19 protein-coding genes are annotated in these 14,387 nt (G+C 67.1%); 4 read left to right on the top strand and 15 right to left on the bottom strand.

The window, feature by feature from the left end; genetic code table 11:
* Positions 1-8: 8 nt before the first annotated feature.
* Together QWU11_RS15670 and QWU11_RS15665 are read right to left on the bottom strand one after the other, a co-directional pair.
* A complete protein-coding gene (locus tag QWU11_RS15670; RefSeq protein ID WP_290108909.1) occupies positions 9-782 on the bottom strand; it encodes a L,D-transpeptidase family protein in 774 nt (257 codons plus the stop codon).
* A 106-nt stretch (positions 783-888) separates the two neighbouring features.
* Entirely contained in the window at positions 889-1,410 is a 522-nt protein-coding gene (locus QWU11_RS15665; protein ID WP_290108908.1) for a hypothetical protein, read from the bottom strand.
* A gap of 263 nt (positions 1,411-1,673) precedes the next feature.
* On the opposite strand from QWU11_RS15665, the gene QWU11_RS15660 reads away from it, so the two are divergent.
* Positions 1,674-2,723, top strand: a complete 1,050-nt coding sequence (locus QWU11_RS15660) for a low specificity L-threonine aldolase (protein WP_290108907.1) — start codon at positions 1,674-1,676, stop codon at positions 2,721-2,723.
* Between the two features lie 20 nt (positions 2,724-2,743).
* On the opposite strand, the gene QWU11_RS15655 is transcribed toward QWU11_RS15660, so the two are convergent.
* Both QWU11_RS15655 and QWU11_RS15650 read right to left on the bottom strand, forming a co-directional pair.
* A complete protein-coding gene (locus QWU11_RS15655) occupies positions 2,744-3,355 on the bottom strand; it encodes a hemerythrin domain-containing protein (protein WP_290108906.1) in 612 nt (203 codons plus the stop codon).
* An 11-nt stretch (positions 3,356-3,366) separates the two neighbouring features.
* A complete protein-coding gene (locus QWU11_RS15650; protein ID WP_290108905.1) occupies positions 3,367-4,980 on the bottom strand; it encodes an MFS transporter in 1,614 nt (537 codons plus the stop codon).
* 151 nt (positions 4,981-5,131) lie between these two features.
* Between QWU11_RS15650 and sigJ the strand changes: the two genes are divergently transcribed.
* Positions 5,132-6,010 carry an RNA polymerase sigma factor SigJ gene (gene sigJ / locus QWU11_RS15645; RefSeq protein ID WP_290108904.1) on the top strand — a complete coding sequence of 293 codons (879 nt, stop codon included), beginning with the start codon at positions 5,132-5,134 and terminating at the stop codon, positions 6,008-6,010.
* An 8-nt stretch (positions 6,011-6,018) separates the two neighbouring features.
* On the opposite strand, the gene QWU11_RS15640 is transcribed toward sigJ, so the two are convergent.
* The 7 genes from QWU11_RS15640 to QWU11_RS15615 all read right to left on the bottom strand — a co-directional run bounded on the left by QWU11_RS15640 (position 6,019) and on the right by QWU11_RS15615 (position 10,256).
* A complete protein-coding gene (locus tag QWU11_RS15640) occupies positions 6,019-6,405 on the bottom strand; it encodes a hypothetical protein (protein WP_290108903.1) in 387 nt (128 codons plus the stop codon).
* Positions 6,406-6,525: 120 nt separating this feature from the next.
* Positions 6,526-7,215 (bottom strand): hypothetical protein, encoded by a 690-nt coding sequence (locus tag QWU11_RS15635; protein ID WP_290108902.1) that lies wholly within the window; start codon positions 7,213-7,215, stop codon positions 6,526-6,528.
* A 590-nt stretch (positions 7,216-7,805) separates the two neighbouring features.
* Positions 7,806-8,162, bottom strand: a complete 357-nt coding sequence (locus QWU11_RS15630) for a hypothetical protein (RefSeq protein ID WP_290108901.1) — start codon at positions 8,160-8,162, stop codon at positions 7,806-7,808.
* 92 nt (positions 8,163-8,254) lie between these two features.
* Positions 8,255-8,476, bottom strand: coding sequence for a KTSC domain-containing protein (locus QWU11_RS47305; RefSeq protein WP_354670850.1), 222 nt, complete (start codon positions 8,474-8,476; stop codon positions 8,255-8,257).
* Between the two features lie 119 nt (positions 8,477-8,595).
* A complete protein-coding gene (locus tag QWU11_RS15625) occupies positions 8,596-8,793 on the bottom strand; it encodes a DUF4236 domain-containing protein (protein WP_290108900.1) in 198 nt (65 codons plus the stop codon).
* A gap of 170 nt (positions 8,794-8,963) precedes the next feature.
* On the bottom strand, positions 8,964-9,407 hold the full coding sequence (locus QWU11_RS15620; RefSeq protein ID WP_290108899.1) for a hypothetical protein: 444 nt from the start codon (positions 9,405-9,407) through the stop codon (positions 8,964-8,966).
* Between the two features lie 18 nt (positions 9,408-9,425).
* Positions 9,426-10,256: a helix-turn-helix transcriptional regulator gene (locus QWU11_RS15615; protein ID WP_290108898.1), complete on the bottom strand. Its 831-nt coding sequence runs from the start codon at positions 10,254-10,256 to the stop codon at positions 9,426-9,428.
* A 113-nt stretch (positions 10,257-10,369) separates the two neighbouring features.
* On the opposite strand from QWU11_RS15615, the gene QWU11_RS15610 reads away from it, so the two are divergent.
* Both QWU11_RS15610 and QWU11_RS15605 read left to right on the top strand, forming a co-directional pair.
* The gene (locus QWU11_RS15610; RefSeq protein ID WP_290108897.1) at positions 10,370-10,957 is read left to right on the top strand and encodes an NAD(P)H-dependent oxidoreductase; all 588 of its coding nucleotides are present in this window, start codon (positions 10,370-10,372) and stop codon (positions 10,955-10,957) included.
* Positions 10,958-11,352: 395 nt separating this feature from the next.
* Positions 11,353-11,592 (top strand): hypothetical protein, encoded by a 240-nt coding sequence (locus QWU11_RS15605; RefSeq protein WP_290108896.1) that lies wholly within the window; start codon positions 11,353-11,355, stop codon positions 11,590-11,592.
* Positions 11,593-11,647: 55 nt separating this feature from the next.
* Here QWU11_RS15605 and QWU11_RS15600 read toward each other — a convergent pair whose 3' ends face one another.
* From QWU11_RS15600 to QWU11_RS15585, 4 genes are all read right to left on the bottom strand, one after another.
* Positions 11,648-12,052 carry an Imm7 family immunity protein gene (locus tag QWU11_RS15600; RefSeq protein ID WP_290108895.1) on the bottom strand — a complete coding sequence of 135 codons (405 nt, stop codon included), beginning with the start codon at positions 12,050-12,052 and terminating at the stop codon, positions 11,648-11,650.
* Positions 12,053-12,316: 264 nt separating this feature from the next.
* The gene (locus tag QWU11_RS15595) at positions 12,317-13,489 is read right to left on the bottom strand and encodes a Fic/DOC family N-terminal domain-containing protein (RefSeq protein WP_290108894.1); all 1,173 of its coding nucleotides are present in this window, start codon (positions 13,487-13,489) and stop codon (positions 12,317-12,319) included.
* 332 nt (positions 13,490-13,821) lie between these two features.
* On the bottom strand, positions 13,822-14,046 hold the full coding sequence (locus QWU11_RS15590; RefSeq protein WP_290108893.1) for a hypothetical protein: 225 nt from the start codon (positions 14,044-14,046) through the stop codon (positions 13,822-13,824).
* Positions 14,047-14,051: 5 nt separating this feature from the next.
* Positions 14,052-14,378, bottom strand: a complete 327-nt coding sequence (locus QWU11_RS15585) for a DUF6247 family protein (RefSeq protein WP_290108892.1) — start codon at positions 14,376-14,378, stop codon at positions 14,052-14,054.
* Between the last annotated feature and the right edge of the window lie 9 nt (positions 14,379-14,387).

Genomic DNA, 14,387 nt, shown 5'->3' with positions numbered 1-14,387 from the left:
GGCCGTGCTCAGACGGCGATCTGCACCGGCGTGCCGAGTGGCAGCATCCTCGCCAGGCGGGTGATCACCGTGTTGCTGACACGGATGCATCCGTGGCTGACCGAGGTGCCCAGCAGCTTCGGCTCGTTCGTGCCGTGGATGCCGATGACCGGGTCGCGGCCGTTGAACTGCGTGAGCGCCGTCGACTGCCCGGACAGCCCGTACGCGTAGGGGCCGTAGTCGCCCTTGGGGTTCGGCGGCTGCAGCAGCTCGGTGAGGTAATACGCGCCGCCCGGGGTCGGCGTGTCGGTGCTGCCGATGGCCGCAGGCGTGCTGACCAGCACCTTCTTGCCCTGGTAGAGCTTCAGGCGGTGGCCTGAGCGCAGCACCTGGATCCAGTAGGTGGTCTTGGCGGTGCGGACCTGTTTGGCGGCGATCCAGCCCGTGCTGCCGTTCGGCTGCACGGGGAGGAGGACGTGCAGCCAGCCGGGCTTGCGGTCGGTCACCAGGAACACCCGGGGCGCGCCGTCGGGGTTCGGGCTGTGCAACTGGATGCTCGGCGCCGAGTCTCCGGGGTCCTTGAAGATGTCGACCGTCGCGGTGCGAGCGGTGGCGATGGTGCTCGGGCCGTTCCCGAAGTCGACCGGGGTGGCGGCGGGCGCGTGGGCCGTCGGGCCACTGGGCGGCGCGCTGCTCGCGGTGTGCTCACCGGACCCGCCACAGCCGGCCACGGTGAGGCTCAGCAAGGCACCGGCCAGCACGACCGCCGCCCGCGATCCCGGCACGGCGAAGCTGATTGACATCTGTCCTGCTCCTCGATGACGCGTGTGATACGGACGGCCGAAACCGTCGGAGATAAGGACGGCCCGGGAACAGGAGTGCTCCCGGGCCGGCCAAAAACGACTGTCGTCAGCCGGTGAACGCCGGCTGCGCCTTCACGGGCGTCGCGGGCCGCGCCTCGCCGCTGGGCGGCGTGACGGGCTTCGGCGCCTCGCTGGTCTCGGTCGGCTTCGCCGAGGGCTTGGGCTTCGCCTTGGTCGGCGGGGCCGAGGGCTTGGTGGCCTTGCAGCTCAGGAGCGCGCCCACCGCACCGTGTCGCTGCCAGACCGGCAGCTCACGGCCCTTGTCGGGCCGATATGCGGTGACGATCACCTTGGTGGCGTGCGTCGGCAGGGCGACGCTGCCACGGGCGGGAACGCTGATCTTCCCGTTGCTGTGGCCGCCCTGGTTGTCCATCCAGGTGGCCGGGACCGCGCCCCAGCCGTTCGGGTTGCTCAGCATCCAGGCCGGGCCCTCTTTGCCGCAGAACGCGCGGAGCTTGAGAGCGGGGTCCCGGTCACTGCAGGCCCACGCGGGGGACGCGGCCATGGTGGTGATGGCGACGGCGGCTGCCGCACCGGTGAAAGCGAGACTCGCCTTCTTGAGGCGCATGAAGATTCCTCCAACGAAGGAGTGGTCAGTGGTCGGCCGTGAGACGAAACATCAGCGGCGCATCGAGCACACTATCGGTCAGAAGCCTCGAATGCCTCTTAAGTAACAAGCCTTTACCCTTCGGTCATGTCACCGCAGTCAGGAGGTATCGACCGCGTCCCCCGATATCGCTCGCTGACCTGCACATCCACCGACATTCCGAAAAATCACGCAAAGACCGTGATCGGCCGCACAACCGGACTCCATGGGATACTTGCCGCATCATGATGCCACTGCATGATCCTTCCGCGCGCGGTTTCAAGAGCGACAACTGCGCAGGCGCTCATCCCGAGGTCCTCGCCGCGATCGGCGCCGCCAACGGCGGGCACCAGCCCTCGTACGGCGGCGACGTCTACACGGCCCGGCTGCAGGAGGTGTTCAAGGGACACTTCGGCGAGCGGGCCGAGGCGTACCCGGTCTTCAACGGGACCGGCGCCAACGTGCTGAGCCTGCAGGCGATGACCGAGCCGTGGTCGGCGGTGATCTGCGCGGAGACCGCCCACGTCGCGATGGACGAGGGCGGCGCGCCGGAGAAGACGGGCGGGTTGAAGCTGCTGCCCGTACCGACCCCGGACGGCCGGCTCACCCCCGCGCTGATCGACCGGCAGGCCACGGGCTGGGGCGACGAGCACCGTGCCCAGCCACGCGTCGTCTCGATCACCCAGAGCACCGAGCTGGGCACGCTCTACACCGCCGGGGAGATCGCCGCGATCTGCGCGCACGCCCACGACCTCGGCATGGCCGTGCACGTCGACGGCACCCGCCTCGCCAACGCCGCGGCCGCCCTGGACCTACCGCTCCGCGCCTTCACCACCGACGTCGGCGTGGACGTGATCTCCTTCGGCGGCACCAAGAACGGCCTGCTGTACGGCGAGGTCGTCGTCGTGGTGAACCCGGAGGCCGCACGCGGCATGACGTACCTCCGCAAGACGGCCATGCAGCTCTCCTCCAAGATGCGTTTCGTGTCCGCGCAGTTCATCGCCCTTCTGGAGGGCGACCTGTGGCTGCGCAGCGCCGGCCATTCGAACGCGATGGCCGGCCGCCTCCACGCCGCCGTACGCGACCTGCCCGGAGTCGTGATGGCGTACGAGCCCCAGGCGAACGAGGTGTTCGTACGGATCGACGCGGACGTCGCCGCGCGGCTGAGCAAGCGGTTCCCGTTCGAGACGTGGGACGAGGCGACCGGCGTGGTCCGCTGGGTGTGCTCCTTCGACACCACCGAGGCCGACGTCGACGCCTTCGCCGCGGCGCTGGCCGGGGAACTGCGCGGCTGACCCCGGCCCCGGTGGTGCCCTCAGAACTTCCAGAGGCGCCGCCTCTCGTACCTCGGGGCCCACAGCAGCCGGTTGAGCAACCGCAGAGGTGCGGGGAACCGCCCCAGGAACGCGCGCGCGTCGCCCGGCGCCATGCCGTCGGTGATCCACGGAACCCAGGCCGCCGCGCCCCGTACGCCCTGCCGGCGCGCCATCGCCCGGCCGAACGCCTTCCAGTCCGCGGGCGTCAGGAGCGACTGGATGAGAGGCAGCGCCTCTTCCTCCTCGTGTTCGAGATGCTGCCCGAGCACGTCGGCGAGCTCTTTGGCCCGTACGACGAGGTCGTCCGCGCCGTCCTCCAGCGCCCGGTCGAACCCGGCGAGCAGCGGATCGATCCGGGCGTGCTCGGTCTCCATGTCCTCCAGCAGGCCCTTGGCCTCCGGCTCGGTGGCGACCGGGACGAGGCGCGGCCACAGCGAGGCGTCCTCGACGCTGTGGTGGACGAGCAGCTGGGCCTTGAAGTTCTCCCAGCCGCCGCGGACCCGCGGGTCGTCGGTCCTCCCGGCGCGGGCCGCGGCCTCCAGCCGGCCGAGGTCGCGGCGGAAGGCGTCGTGGGTGACGTACATCTCGGTGAAGTCGATCTTCTCGGTCATCGGTCGCTCCTCTAGCCGTGCTGCGGGACAGGCGTCTCTTCTGCCACTGGCAGGCCGTGCGGGTTCTCGGACGGGCCTCGCACGGTCTTGAGGAGCAGGCAGGCGGCCACACCGGCGGCCAGCACCCCGGCGGAGACGAGCATCGTGGGCCGCATCGCGTCGACGAACCCGTGCCCGAACACCTGGGCCGCGACCGTGTCGATACGGTGGGCGACGTCGGCCGGGAGACCGGCGGGCGGCCTCGTGCCCCCGCTGATCTCCAGATGCTTCCCGGCCTGGTCGAAGCCCTGCACGAAACCGCTCCGGTACGCGGCGGGCACCTCTCCGGCCCGCTGCTGCGCCTGCTCCCGGAGCGCGGTGACGAGCCGTTCCTGGAGCACGGCGCCGATCACCGCGGCGGCGAGCACCGACCCGACCTGCCGCAGGGCGTTGTTGACCCCGGAGGCGGCACCGGAGAGCGCCGCCGGGACGTTGCGCATGACCTCGCCCGCCATCGGGGTGAACGTGCACCCCGCGCCCAGGCCGATGACGAACATCGGGGCCAGCACGACGCTCCCGCCGCCGCTGCCGGCGCCGGCCACCAGGACGATCCACACGAGTCCGCCGCCGAACGCGGTCAGCCCGCCCATCAGGAGGTACTTGCTCCCGATCCGCTCGGAGAGCACACCGGCCGGCCCGGCGCTGATCACCGAGCCCACCGCCAGAGGCAGCATCATCAGTCCGGCCTTGACCGGGCTGAGGCCGAGCACCGACTGGAGGTAGATCGTCAGCGGCAGGGAGAGCCCGACGATGCCGAACGAGACCGCGACTCCGACGAAGTTGACGACCGTGAAGGCTCGTTCCTTGAACAGCGCGAACGGCACGAGCGGCTCGTTGTCCTGCTGACCACGCTGGTAGACGACGAAGATCGTCATAAGGACGGCGGAGGCCGCGAGCGTCGCCTTGATCCCGCCGTTCCAGTCATATCTCTCGCCCTCGATCAGCCCGAAGGCCAGGCTGAACAGCGCGGTCGACGCGAGCACGACGCCGGGCAGGTCGAACCGGTGCCGTACGGTGCGCCGCGCCGCCGGCATGACCAGCAGCCCGAGAACGATCACCAGCACGCCGAGCGGCACGTTGATGAAGAAGATCCAACGCCAGTCGAGCCTGCTGACCACGAGGCCGCCGAGGCTCGGCCCGGCCGCCCCGGACATTCCCGCGGTCGCGCCCCAGACGCCCAGCGCCACCCCGCGCTTCTCCTTCGGGAAGACCTCGACGATCATCGACAGCGTCTGCGGGATGAGCATCGCCGCCCCCGCGCCCTGCAGGGCGCGGAACGCGATGAGCTGCCCCGGCCCCTGCGCGAGCCCGCAGGCCAGGCTCGCCAGCGTGAACAGCGCCACGCCGGAGAGGTAGAGCGTCCTCTTCCCCCGCAGGTCACCGAGCCGCCCCGCGGTGATCAGAAGGACGGCCAGCGCCAGCGCGTACGCGTTGACCACCCAGAGGACCTGGTCCAGCGAGGCGTTCAGCTTGTCGACCATGTCGGGGATCGCGATGTTGACGATGGTCAGGTCGAGCAGGGTCATGAAGAAACCGAGACTGAGCGCGCAGAGGATCGCCCACGGGTTCCCTCGCCATCTGTTCATACATCCTCTTTCGTCGGCTTTCGCAGACCAAGAGGGTCGTCGGCGGGGGCGGTGTGACATCGGCGGCGCCCGTTGTGGCATGAACCACATCTCGGGGGCGGATGTCACACTTGGAGGCGGTGCCGCCTCTTTGGGGGGAAAGGAGGCGCTCATGTCTGAAGTCGACGAGGCGACGTCGGTGTTCGTCGGGTACCGGGAGCTGCTGTTCTCGGTCGTCTACAACCTGCTCGGCAGCGTCGCCGACACCGAGGACGTCCTTCAGGACACCTGGCTGTCGTGGTCGCGCCGGAGCGCGGGACCCTCGATCGAGAACCCCCGTGCCTATCTCGTACGGATCGCGGTCAACGAGGCGCTGGCCCGCCAGGCGAGCATCACGCGGCGCCGGGAGAGCTACGTCGGCCCGTGGCTGCCCGAGCCGTTGCTGACCCCTTCCTCCTCTGAGGAGGACCCGGCCGTACGGTCGGAGTCGGTGTCGATCGCGCTGCTCGTGGTACTGGAGACGCTGACGCCGCTGGAACGGGCCGTCTTCGTCCTCCACGAGGTCTTCGGATACGCCCACCCGGAGATCGCCGAGATCCTGGACCGCTCACCGTCGGCCGTACGGCAGCTGGCCCACCGGGCGCGGAAGCACGTCCACGCTCGCCGGCCGCGCTACCAGGCCGATCCCCGGGTGCAGCGGCAGGTCACCGAGCGTTTCGTGGCGGCGGCGTTCGGCGGCGACATCGGCGAACTGATCGAGATCCTGGCGTCGGACGTGACCCTGTGGACGGACGGCGGCGGCGTCCGGTCGGCCGGCCTGCGCCCGATCCAGGGCCGCGAGAAGATCGCCCGGCTGATCTCCAGCGTCGCGTCCCGCCTGCCGGAGGACCTCGCGGTGACCTACCGGACGGTCAACGGCGACCCGTCCGCAGTGATCTTCAACGCCGACTCCCCGTTCGCGGTGATGGTCCTCGACCTGGACCCGGAGGACGACCGGATCCGCGGCATCTACGGCGTGACCAACCCCGACAAACTGACCGGCATGGAGTGAGCCACGCCTCAGCCGGCGCCGGGCCACCCGGTCCATTGCCCTCGCCTCTCGCGATAGGCGAGCCGCGAGGCCAGCGCACCGAGGTATTTGATGAACGGCCTGTTGTGCCGGACCAGCTTCACCAGGCAGAAGCCCCGAAGAGCAAGGGGGAGCACCATGAAGATGATCGCCGTCACCGCGTCCAGCGGATCATTGTCCGATATCGGCTTTCCGCCGTAGCGGATGGCCGAGTAGACGGCACCGAGGATCCCGTACGCGATCATGTAGCCCACCGTGAGGGCGTCGATCAGTGCGCACTGCAGAGCGTGGAAACGGGTCTCCCGGTTCTTGCTCATGAGGAAGAAAAGACTCGTGAACATCGGCAGCAGGTAAGAGAGGTAGAAGCCCGGCGGCATTCCTGCGGCGCGCCGTTCTCTCTGCGGCATGGCCTGCCGGGCGGGTCTCGCTTCAGCGGGCGGTGGTCTCTCCGGTACCGCGGGGATTTCCTGGACCGTTTTGCGTGCGTAGGCGGCTACCTACCGGCTGTCGTCTTCGAACAGGCCGACTAACTGGTCGTTGGCGAGCCTTCCCTGTTCACCTCCGGCCACGACCAGCCTTCGCAGCGTGTCCACCGCGGCCTTGCGAAGATCCGGTAGCGGATGGGTCACGGCCGAGAGCACGTCCTCCGGAAGCCGTGCGGGTTCGGCGGTGATCGGGCTGCGCGCGATGAACAGCTCTCCGTGGACGTCGATGAACTTCCCCGGCGTCTGTTTCGGGGTCGCCTCCGCGACTTCGCCGAAGACGAAGTCGTAGAGCTCGTCGACGCTGATCCGGCCGTCTTTGTCACGGTCGGCGCGTCCGGAGGAAAGGCCGTTCACGATGGCGCCGGTGAAGACCGAGAGCCGCGGCGTCTCGGCACCGACCGCCCTCCTGGTCTCGGCGTCACCGTCCAGTTCGAACGCGTACTCCAGCGACGCCGACGAGTAGATGATCGCCCGCCCCGAACCCCCGAGGCGCTCGTCGATCTCCACCCGGTCGCCGCCGCGCGACAGCATCCCCGCCGTGAAGGAACCGCTGTAGCAGCAGTCGAGGATCAAGATGATCTTCCGGGAGACGCTCAGCCTGATCTGCTCGGCGCCGAACGAGGCCGGCACGGAACTCGAGGCGAGCCTCCTCAGATGCGTGTTGATGGTGGCGAAGAACAGCCTGCCCGCGTCGTCTTTCACCCCGTGACACGAGAAGTACAGCAATCAGGACGTCGTCCGGCCGCTTGTCGCTGAAGAGCTCTTCCACCGCGGCGACGACCTCGTGGGCGGGTCTGTTGAGGCTGCACTCCACGGAGAAGTCCCCGATCTCGGGGTCCGCGAGTACGCGGGAAAGCGCCGTGACATCGTGCGACGGCGATCGGAGCCGGCTCAGGCTTTCGGCGCCGTACTGATCTGCCGCTATGAGAAGCGCCTGTCTCCGCACGCTATTCTTCTTCCCCGCCGCATTCTTTCAGCCACTCCGCCAGTAATTGCCGCTGTTGCCCAGAAGACGCCGCGGAGATCTCGATACTGCGGTTGAAGGTCCGCATGATCTTCTGAGATTTCCACCCGCACTCGAGATCACTACCTCTCGCACCGATCACGGCCTAAGCCGTCACCGCCGGCCCATTCTGAGGTTGTCCGTCATATGGACGATCAGCGTACGTCGCGGGTTCACCGTTGACCGATACCAAAGGGAGAATTCCGAACGCCATGCGCCTTATCTAGCCACGATTAGGGTCATATTGGACGCGGACCCGGAGGGTGGCCGGGTCCGCGGGGGCTGTCGGCTAGGCGGAGTACGGCGGCGCGGAGGCGGTGATGGCCCGCGCCCGCCCGACCACGTCGGCCGCCCAGGCGCCGGTGTGCTGCGCGGCGGGGAACTGCACGGAATGGTAGAGCCCCATGCCGGTGACCGTGATGGAGACGAACCCCGTGAAGCGCTTCTCCTTCATCAGCAGGAACAGCAACCCGATGAGGCAGAACCAGACGAAGACAATGGTCAAGATGATGGCCACCGGCGGAATTCCTTCGCTGACCTGTGTGGAGTCCTGCACCGTCCAGGTCGTCCCGTGCAGCGGAAACCGCCCCTGCGGCACGTACACGTGGGTCTGGGTAACGGAAATGTCGCCGATGGACAGCAACACGGGGTCGGCCCCAGGAGCCGGCATCATCCCGCCAGGCGGCGGAGGTGGGTAGCCCATAGGGCATCACAGTACGGTCTTCGGCGGCTCCTGTGTCAGGACCGGCGCCGATACTCGTGACTCTCCCGCAGTTTCCGGTTTACGGCCGTCCAGGGATGCGGCTGAGCGCTCAGCATCTCCTCATAGATGCTCGGGGGAACGTCGTAGTACTCATAGATCGCCCCACCCTCGAACTGGACGGATAACGTCCGGCTCGCCGGATCGTAACCGGCGGCGAGAAGATGACTGGAGACGAGCGATCTGAGGGGCACGGCCATATCCGCTCCTCATCGGCACGACCTGGCGAGAGACCCGTCAGCGCCGTACTACCGCGTACGGGGCGGCGTCCATCCGATCCGCCGACACCGCCCCACCCTGGTACCTCATGCGGCCGACCTCAGGACTTGGACTTGTCCTTGTCCTTGTGCTTGTCCTGTTTCCAGGACATCGGCCCAGGCAGGTCGTACCGATGCGCGCGGGTGCGGGAATTCCAGGACCACCGCCCGATCTTGACGCTCCACGAGGAGAAACCGTGCTCGGTGAAGTTGAAAATCAGGGGGCCGACCCTCTTACGCTTCCGGAACTCAATGCCCATCGCCGTGCTCCCTTCATCGTTTCCAACCGGGGTGCCGCAGCAATGCCCGATAGGCGGTCCGCCAAACACAAAGCTGCCCGAACAGGGATTGGCCAGGCATTTTGCGGGAGAGACGACGAACCCTTACCAGCCCGCCCGCTCGTTCCCGGCCGGTTCCGTAGGCTCCGTGGTCATGTCCGGTCCAGCAGGTGGAGGGACGGGGCGTACCCGATCTTCCAGTCGGCGCAGCAGCCCAGGATGCCGTCCTGGACGCAGCGGAGGCCGATGCTGACCCAGCGGATCTCTCGGTCCTCTCTTCGGTTGAAGCCGACGGACGTCTCGAAGCAGGTCGCGCCGCACGAGCAGGCGATGGTCTGGGGACCGTCGTCGCCGTCCATCCAGTACTCCTCGCTGTCCAGCATGTACGCCACCGACCCGCAGCCCCCGCACGTACGTCGGGCGCAGGTCGACGACGGGTCCAGTTCAAGGGAGAAGACGGTGCCGGAGCACTCCGCGCACCGGGATTCGACCACTTCGTCCACCGGATATCCGCCCGGGGCGAGTTCTTCCAGATAGTCCGCGATATCGCCCGCGGTCTCTCCCGACCACCATTCGCCGGTCGTATCGATCGCCACGACGACAAGTTAGCCCTTTCAGGGGATCGCGCGGAGCCGTCCGGGGCGGTGGAGCCGGTCGATGGCCGCGGCCGTCTCCTCGTCCGCGGGGAGGAGGACGACCAGTTGCTGTGCGTCCGAGGGGAGTTCGAGGGTCTCGCGGAGCAGGCGGAGTTCGGGACCGGAGGGATGGTTGAGCCGGAGAGCGCCGCGTCGCGGGACCACGTGGCGGTTGAAGCGGCGCGTGAAGTCGGGGCCGGCGGCGGGCGCGAGTTCGGCGGTCAGCCACTCGGAGTTCTCTACGGACGGTGCCAGCCACAGGTCGAAGGCCTGCTCGTCCGCGACGTCCTCCCAGTCCGCGAAGAACTCCCGGGCGCCGGGGTCGGTGAAGACGTAGCGCGTGAGGTTCGGCTCGTCGGCTTCGAGCAGTCCGATTCCGCCCATGACCAGCTCGTACCCTCCGGTGTGGGCGAGGACGTCGCCCAGCCGGTTGGTCACCAGCGCGATCGCGGGTTCGAGGAGGCGCAGGGTCTCCAGGACGGACGGCCGTACCTCGCGGCGCGGTGGTGCGGGCCGTACGTGGGCCGAGCACTCGCCACCGGTGATCTTCTTGAGGTAGCGCAGGTGGTCGCGCTCGGCGGGATCGAGGCTGAGCGCGTCGGCGAGCGCGTTCACCACCGCCACCGAGGGATTACGGTCACGGCCCTGCTCGATTCGGGTCAGGTACTCGACGCTGACCCCGGCCCGCGCGGCCAGGTCCGTACGCCGCAGGCCGGGTGAGCGGCGGCGGCCACGATCCGGCAGCCCCAGCGAGGCCGGCTGGATGCTGTCGCGCTTCGCTCGTACGAAATCACCCAGCGGCGTACCCATGCCGTGAGCCTACGACGCCTCGCTTCGTTCACGGAGCGCTCAGGCTGGCCCTCCGGGGGCCAGCCTGAGCCCGGTCTGGCTGCGGCCACCGCACCCGCCCGATGGTGGTGGCCATGTCGAACAAACTGGTGATCATCGTAGGAAGCGTCCGGGAAGGACGGTTCGGTCCGGTGGCGGCCTCGTGGGTCGCCGCACAGGCTCGTACGCACGGCGGTTTCGACGTCGAGGTCGTCGACCTGGCCGAGGTGGAGATCCCGCTGGTCCTGCCCGCCGCGTCGCCGAAGTACGCCGGCGACGACTACCCGCGCCCGGCCGGGATGGCCGCACTGACGTCGGCGCTGGAGGGCGCGGACGCGTTCATCGTGGTCACGCCGGAGTACAACCACAGCTATCCCGCGTCGTTGAAGGCGGCCATCGACTGGCACTTCACCCACTGGACCGCCAAGCCGGTCGCCTTCGTCAGCTACGGCGGCGCGGCGGGCGGCCGGCACGCCGTACTCCACCTGGAGAACGTCCTGACCGAACTGCATGCGGTGACGATCCGCGACGGCCTGGCCTTCCCGAACTACTTCCTGTCCTGGCAGGACGGTCATCCACTCGACCCCGAGGCACCTGGCTATGCGAAAACCCTGCTGGACCAGCTGGCCTGGTGGGCGGGCGCACTCCGTTCGGCGCGCGAAGCCACTCCATATCCGGCCTGAAGGTGAATTTTTGCGCGATGGGGGCGCGTGTATGAAGTGAACGTCCCCGGGGGGCCTTATGCGATCCCTTTTGGGCGAATCTTATTGCCCGCATCGGGCGGCATCGGAAAGTTTACGAATGGGCACTCAAAAGACGGCCAAACGCGCGGGAGTCATCGTACCGGCCCTCGCTTTACCGGCGGGGGTGCTCTCCGCTCCGGCGTGGGGGATCGACGGTGGAGCCTTCAGCTCCCACGTACAGGGGGCGGTGCAGATCTTCCATGACAATGACCTCGTGTTATGAAGGTCGCGACCATGTGGGTGAGCGGAGCAATGGGCCCCATCGCCGGAATCAACGACGGAATGGAACTGAAGGAGGGGACGGCCGCACTCAGGGTGGCGATTCAGGTGCGCCCGTGATGTACCGTGGGCGCCTTGTCGCGGTGCATTCGGAGTGGGAAGACGACCCAGGAAAAGAGGCGTCATGGGCGGTGAAAATCCCCGATCATCTGTCGTGGATCGGGGAGCAGATCGCCTCCGAGGCGTCCGCCGGACCCGAAAGCCCGAACATCATCTCGAAGATTCCGGACGAAAGTCCGAACGCCATCGCCGAGACGCAGACCGAACTCCCGAACGCGATCGCCAAGGCACCGTGACCTGCGGCTGACGCACTCAGCTCGGTACGCGAAGCCGCCCCGGCGTGATGGAGGTTCACTCGGCGGGCCCGCCGTCCTCGACGGTCGGGATGAGAGGGGAGAGCAGGGAGTCGGCGTGCTCGGTGACCACGCCGCGGGCCAGGCGGAAGATCCTGAACGTCTTCCCTTCCTCCGCGTCCTCGTCGTCCCAGATATGGAGCAGCCCGTACGAGCCGGGAGCGATCCGCCCGACGCGGCGGAAGAGACCGATGACCTGCTCCCCCCACACCCCGCGGTGGTTGGGCATACCGGCGATATGCAGGAACGGCGTGCCGTTCATCCAGCGCAGATCGAGCAGACCGTACTCCCCCAGGCCCGCGAGCACTTCGTTGATCTCCCCCACCTGTGAACGCAACCGCGAGGGATCATCGTCGAGACCAGCGGTCTCCCGGATGGTCACCCACCCGTGGTACTCGAACACCCCCCAAGCGTACGGCTCACGTCTTCATGTCGCCGGCCCCAAGTCCTGCCTGCGCGTGGTGCTTCCCTGGACACAGACGCGCGCCCACAGTCAGGCCGAACGCACCTCAGCCATCGGCGCGGGCAACTCCAACCGGACAGTCACACCCGGTGCCGCCGGCGCTGCAGTAGCCGTTCTGCACCCAATCATTCAGCGGCCCCTCAGCAACATGGTCTAGCTGAACCAAAGCGCATGGGTCTTGTTCGCGCTCCGGCGGTCTCTAAATTATGGCTCGATGATCGCGAGAACCGCTGGGGCGGCAAAGATGCGTCCGTATGATCGACCCGTTCGTTCTCGAAGGATGCCAAGCGACACCAGCCGCCGGATCGCGGCGTTGGCCGCCTGGTAGGTAACTCCATGCTGCTCTGCCGCTAGAGTCGCCGTGATCACTGGGTATCCGATGAGTTGCTCGGCGATGGAGACAGCGACGCCACGGACCCTTGCCGCACGCAAACTCGACATCGTCTCTTCTTTCCATTCATGAAGTGCGTCGATCTTTTCAACGGCGCTAGCGGATTGGACACTCACGGCTTGACAGAAGAACCTTATCCACTCATCGAACTGACCAGTGATGCTGCATTGCAGCAAGTGGTCCTGGTATTCTTTACGGCGGCGTTCTAGCCATGGTGATATATTGAGAATAGGCACACGCAGCTCTCGGCGCCACACGAGCTGAAGGACGCAGATCAGACGCCCAAGCCTGCCATTGCCATCGGCGAACGGATGTAGCGTTTCAAACTGGTAATGACCTAGCGCCATCTTTACCAAAAGAGGAACATCGTCGTTCCGGCCGATCCACTCAAGCCATGCTTCAACGCCGGCGACGAGTTGGTCGCCGGGCGGGGCCGGAACGAACCGAGCGTCTTCGATGCCACCACCACCACCACCGATGCAGACCTGGATCGTTCTGACACGCCCAGCGTCGGTCTTCTCTGCAGGCGTTCCACGGACAAGCGTCTTCTGCAAGGTGCCGAGTAGCCCCATCGACAGCGGGTACTGAGAGATCCACTCAAAGGCGTGCTCTGCTGCCTGGATGTAGTTCACCACCTCAGCAACCGGCGCCGATCGGTCCGCCTCACTGAGGAACTCTCCTTCCAGCACGTCAGTGAACGCGGCATACGTCCCCTCCAGCGCCGAAGTACTTACAGCCTCCCGCCGGATGGCCGGACGGGCCAAGAGAGACGGGACGGGCAGCAAGAGTGCAGCTTGGTCAAGCCGAGCGATGGCCGCCGCCGCCTCAGTCACAGCCCCGTAGGTCTCATGCTGCAACGGAACGCTGTCAGGCAACGGATCGGGGAGGTATGCCTTGTGATCGTAGGACTTGCCGGAACGTCCGTCGACGCCCTTGATCGTGATCAAAGAGCCGACGGGTGATGCTGCTAGCGCTTCGAGGTCCACACGTGCAGAGTCTAGGCCGCTGGCTTTAATTCCAACGTTGTGATTTCAGGTATAAGAAGGAATACTTACATTCGGACTGCAAGATTGTAAGTCCTGGATGACGTCCACGCTCCACCAGGGCGGCTTAGCCAACCTCCGATCGCCCATGATCCAGCAGGACGCGCATAGCGAGGCACGGCTGCGAAGGTCAGCTCCGTCGACCGGCACTGGGGCTGGCCAGACACACAGCACCGCAGGAGGCCAACGGGAGGCTGTCACTCCGCGACGGTAGATCCGACCACGCGGCGCGGCCAGCGGAGGTCACTCAGCCTTCGCGACACCCACCGGGCAGGTCACACCGGTGCCACCGTAGCCGTTCGGGTTCTTTGGATGTCGATGATCCGAAGCGTCTCTGCCTGCTCGTTGACGATAAAGGTCAGCATCCCCTGGTCGTCCTTGCCGAAGAACGCTTGTCTCACGAGCGATTGGCCTGGACGTTCGGGCACCGCGTCCCCGGGACTCTCCAGCAGTTGGAGGAGACGCTCAAGCAAAGGGCCGTTCCGCACCTGCTCAGGCAAGCCGTTCAGCTCGTACAGAGCACGACCGTTGAAGCCGTCCGACCTTCCCAGCCCGGCGGGGTGTACCGGACGAAGGCATCCTCCCGCCCCGTCAGCGCGTCCTGGACGGCCTCCTCATAGCCTGGCCGGTTATACGCGATCGCGCGCAACCGCCACCGCCGCAGCAGCGACCGCACCTGCTTGAAGCGGTCGAGATCATGCGCCGCCTCAAGCGCCTGGTCGTACTCAGCACGGAACTGCGCACGGTGCGACTCCGGAAGCAATTCGAAGATCGCAGCCGGGTCGTCACCCGGATCCCGCGAACCCACAGGCTCCAAGGACTCGGCGGTCATGCGCTCAAG

It is taken from the genome of Actinomadura sp. DC4, assembly GCF_030406325.1.
Classification (GTDB): Bacteria; Actinomycetota; Actinomycetes; order Streptosporangiales; family Streptosporangiaceae; genus Actinoallomurus.
This window is presented reverse-complemented; position numbering and strand designations above follow the sequence as displayed.

Coding starts and splice junctions, on each gene's coding strand:
- QWU11_RS15670 (WP_290108909.1), bottom strand. CDS start 782: ATGTCAATCAGCTTCGCCGTGCCGGGATCGCGGGCGGCGGTCGTGCTG.
- QWU11_RS15665 (WP_290108908.1), bottom strand. CDS start 1,410: ATGCGCCTCAAGAAGGCGAGTCTCGCTTTCACCGGTGCGGCAGCCGCC.
- QWU11_RS15660 (WP_290108907.1), top strand. CDS start 1,674: ATGATGCCACTGCATGATCCTTCCGCGCGCGGTTTCAAGAGCGACAAC.
- QWU11_RS15655 (WP_290108906.1), bottom strand. CDS start 3,355: ATGACCGAGAAGATCGACTTCACCGAGATGTACGTCACCCACGACGCC.
- QWU11_RS15650 (WP_290108905.1), bottom strand. CDS start 4,980: ATGAACAGATGGCGAGGGAACCCGTGGGCGATCCTCTGCGCGCTCAGT.
- sigJ (WP_290108904.1), top strand. CDS start 5,132: ATGTCTGAAGTCGACGAGGCGACGTCGGTGTTCGTCGGGTACCGGGAG.
- QWU11_RS15640 (WP_290108903.1), bottom strand. CDS start 6,405: ATGCCGCCGGGCTTCTACCTCTCTTACCTGCTGCCGATGTTCACGAGT.
- QWU11_RS47305 (WP_354670850.1), bottom strand. CDS start 8,476: ATGGCCGTGCCCCTCAGATCGCTCGTCTCCAGTCATCTTCTCGCCGCC.
- QWU11_RS15625 (WP_290108900.1), bottom strand. CDS start 8,793: ATGGGCATTGAGTTCCGGAAGCGTAAGAGGGTCGGCCCCCTGATTTTC.
- QWU11_RS15615 (WP_290108898.1), bottom strand. CDS start 10,256: ATGGGTACGCCGCTGGGTGATTTCGTACGAGCGAAGCGCGACAGCATC.
- QWU11_RS15610 (WP_290108897.1), top strand. CDS start 10,370: ATGTCGAACAAACTGGTGATCATCGTAGGAAGCGTCCGGGAAGGACGG.
- QWU11_RS15585 (WP_290108892.1), bottom strand. CDS start 14,378: ATGACCGCCGAGTCCTTGGAGCCTGTGGGTTCGCGGGATCCGGGTGAC.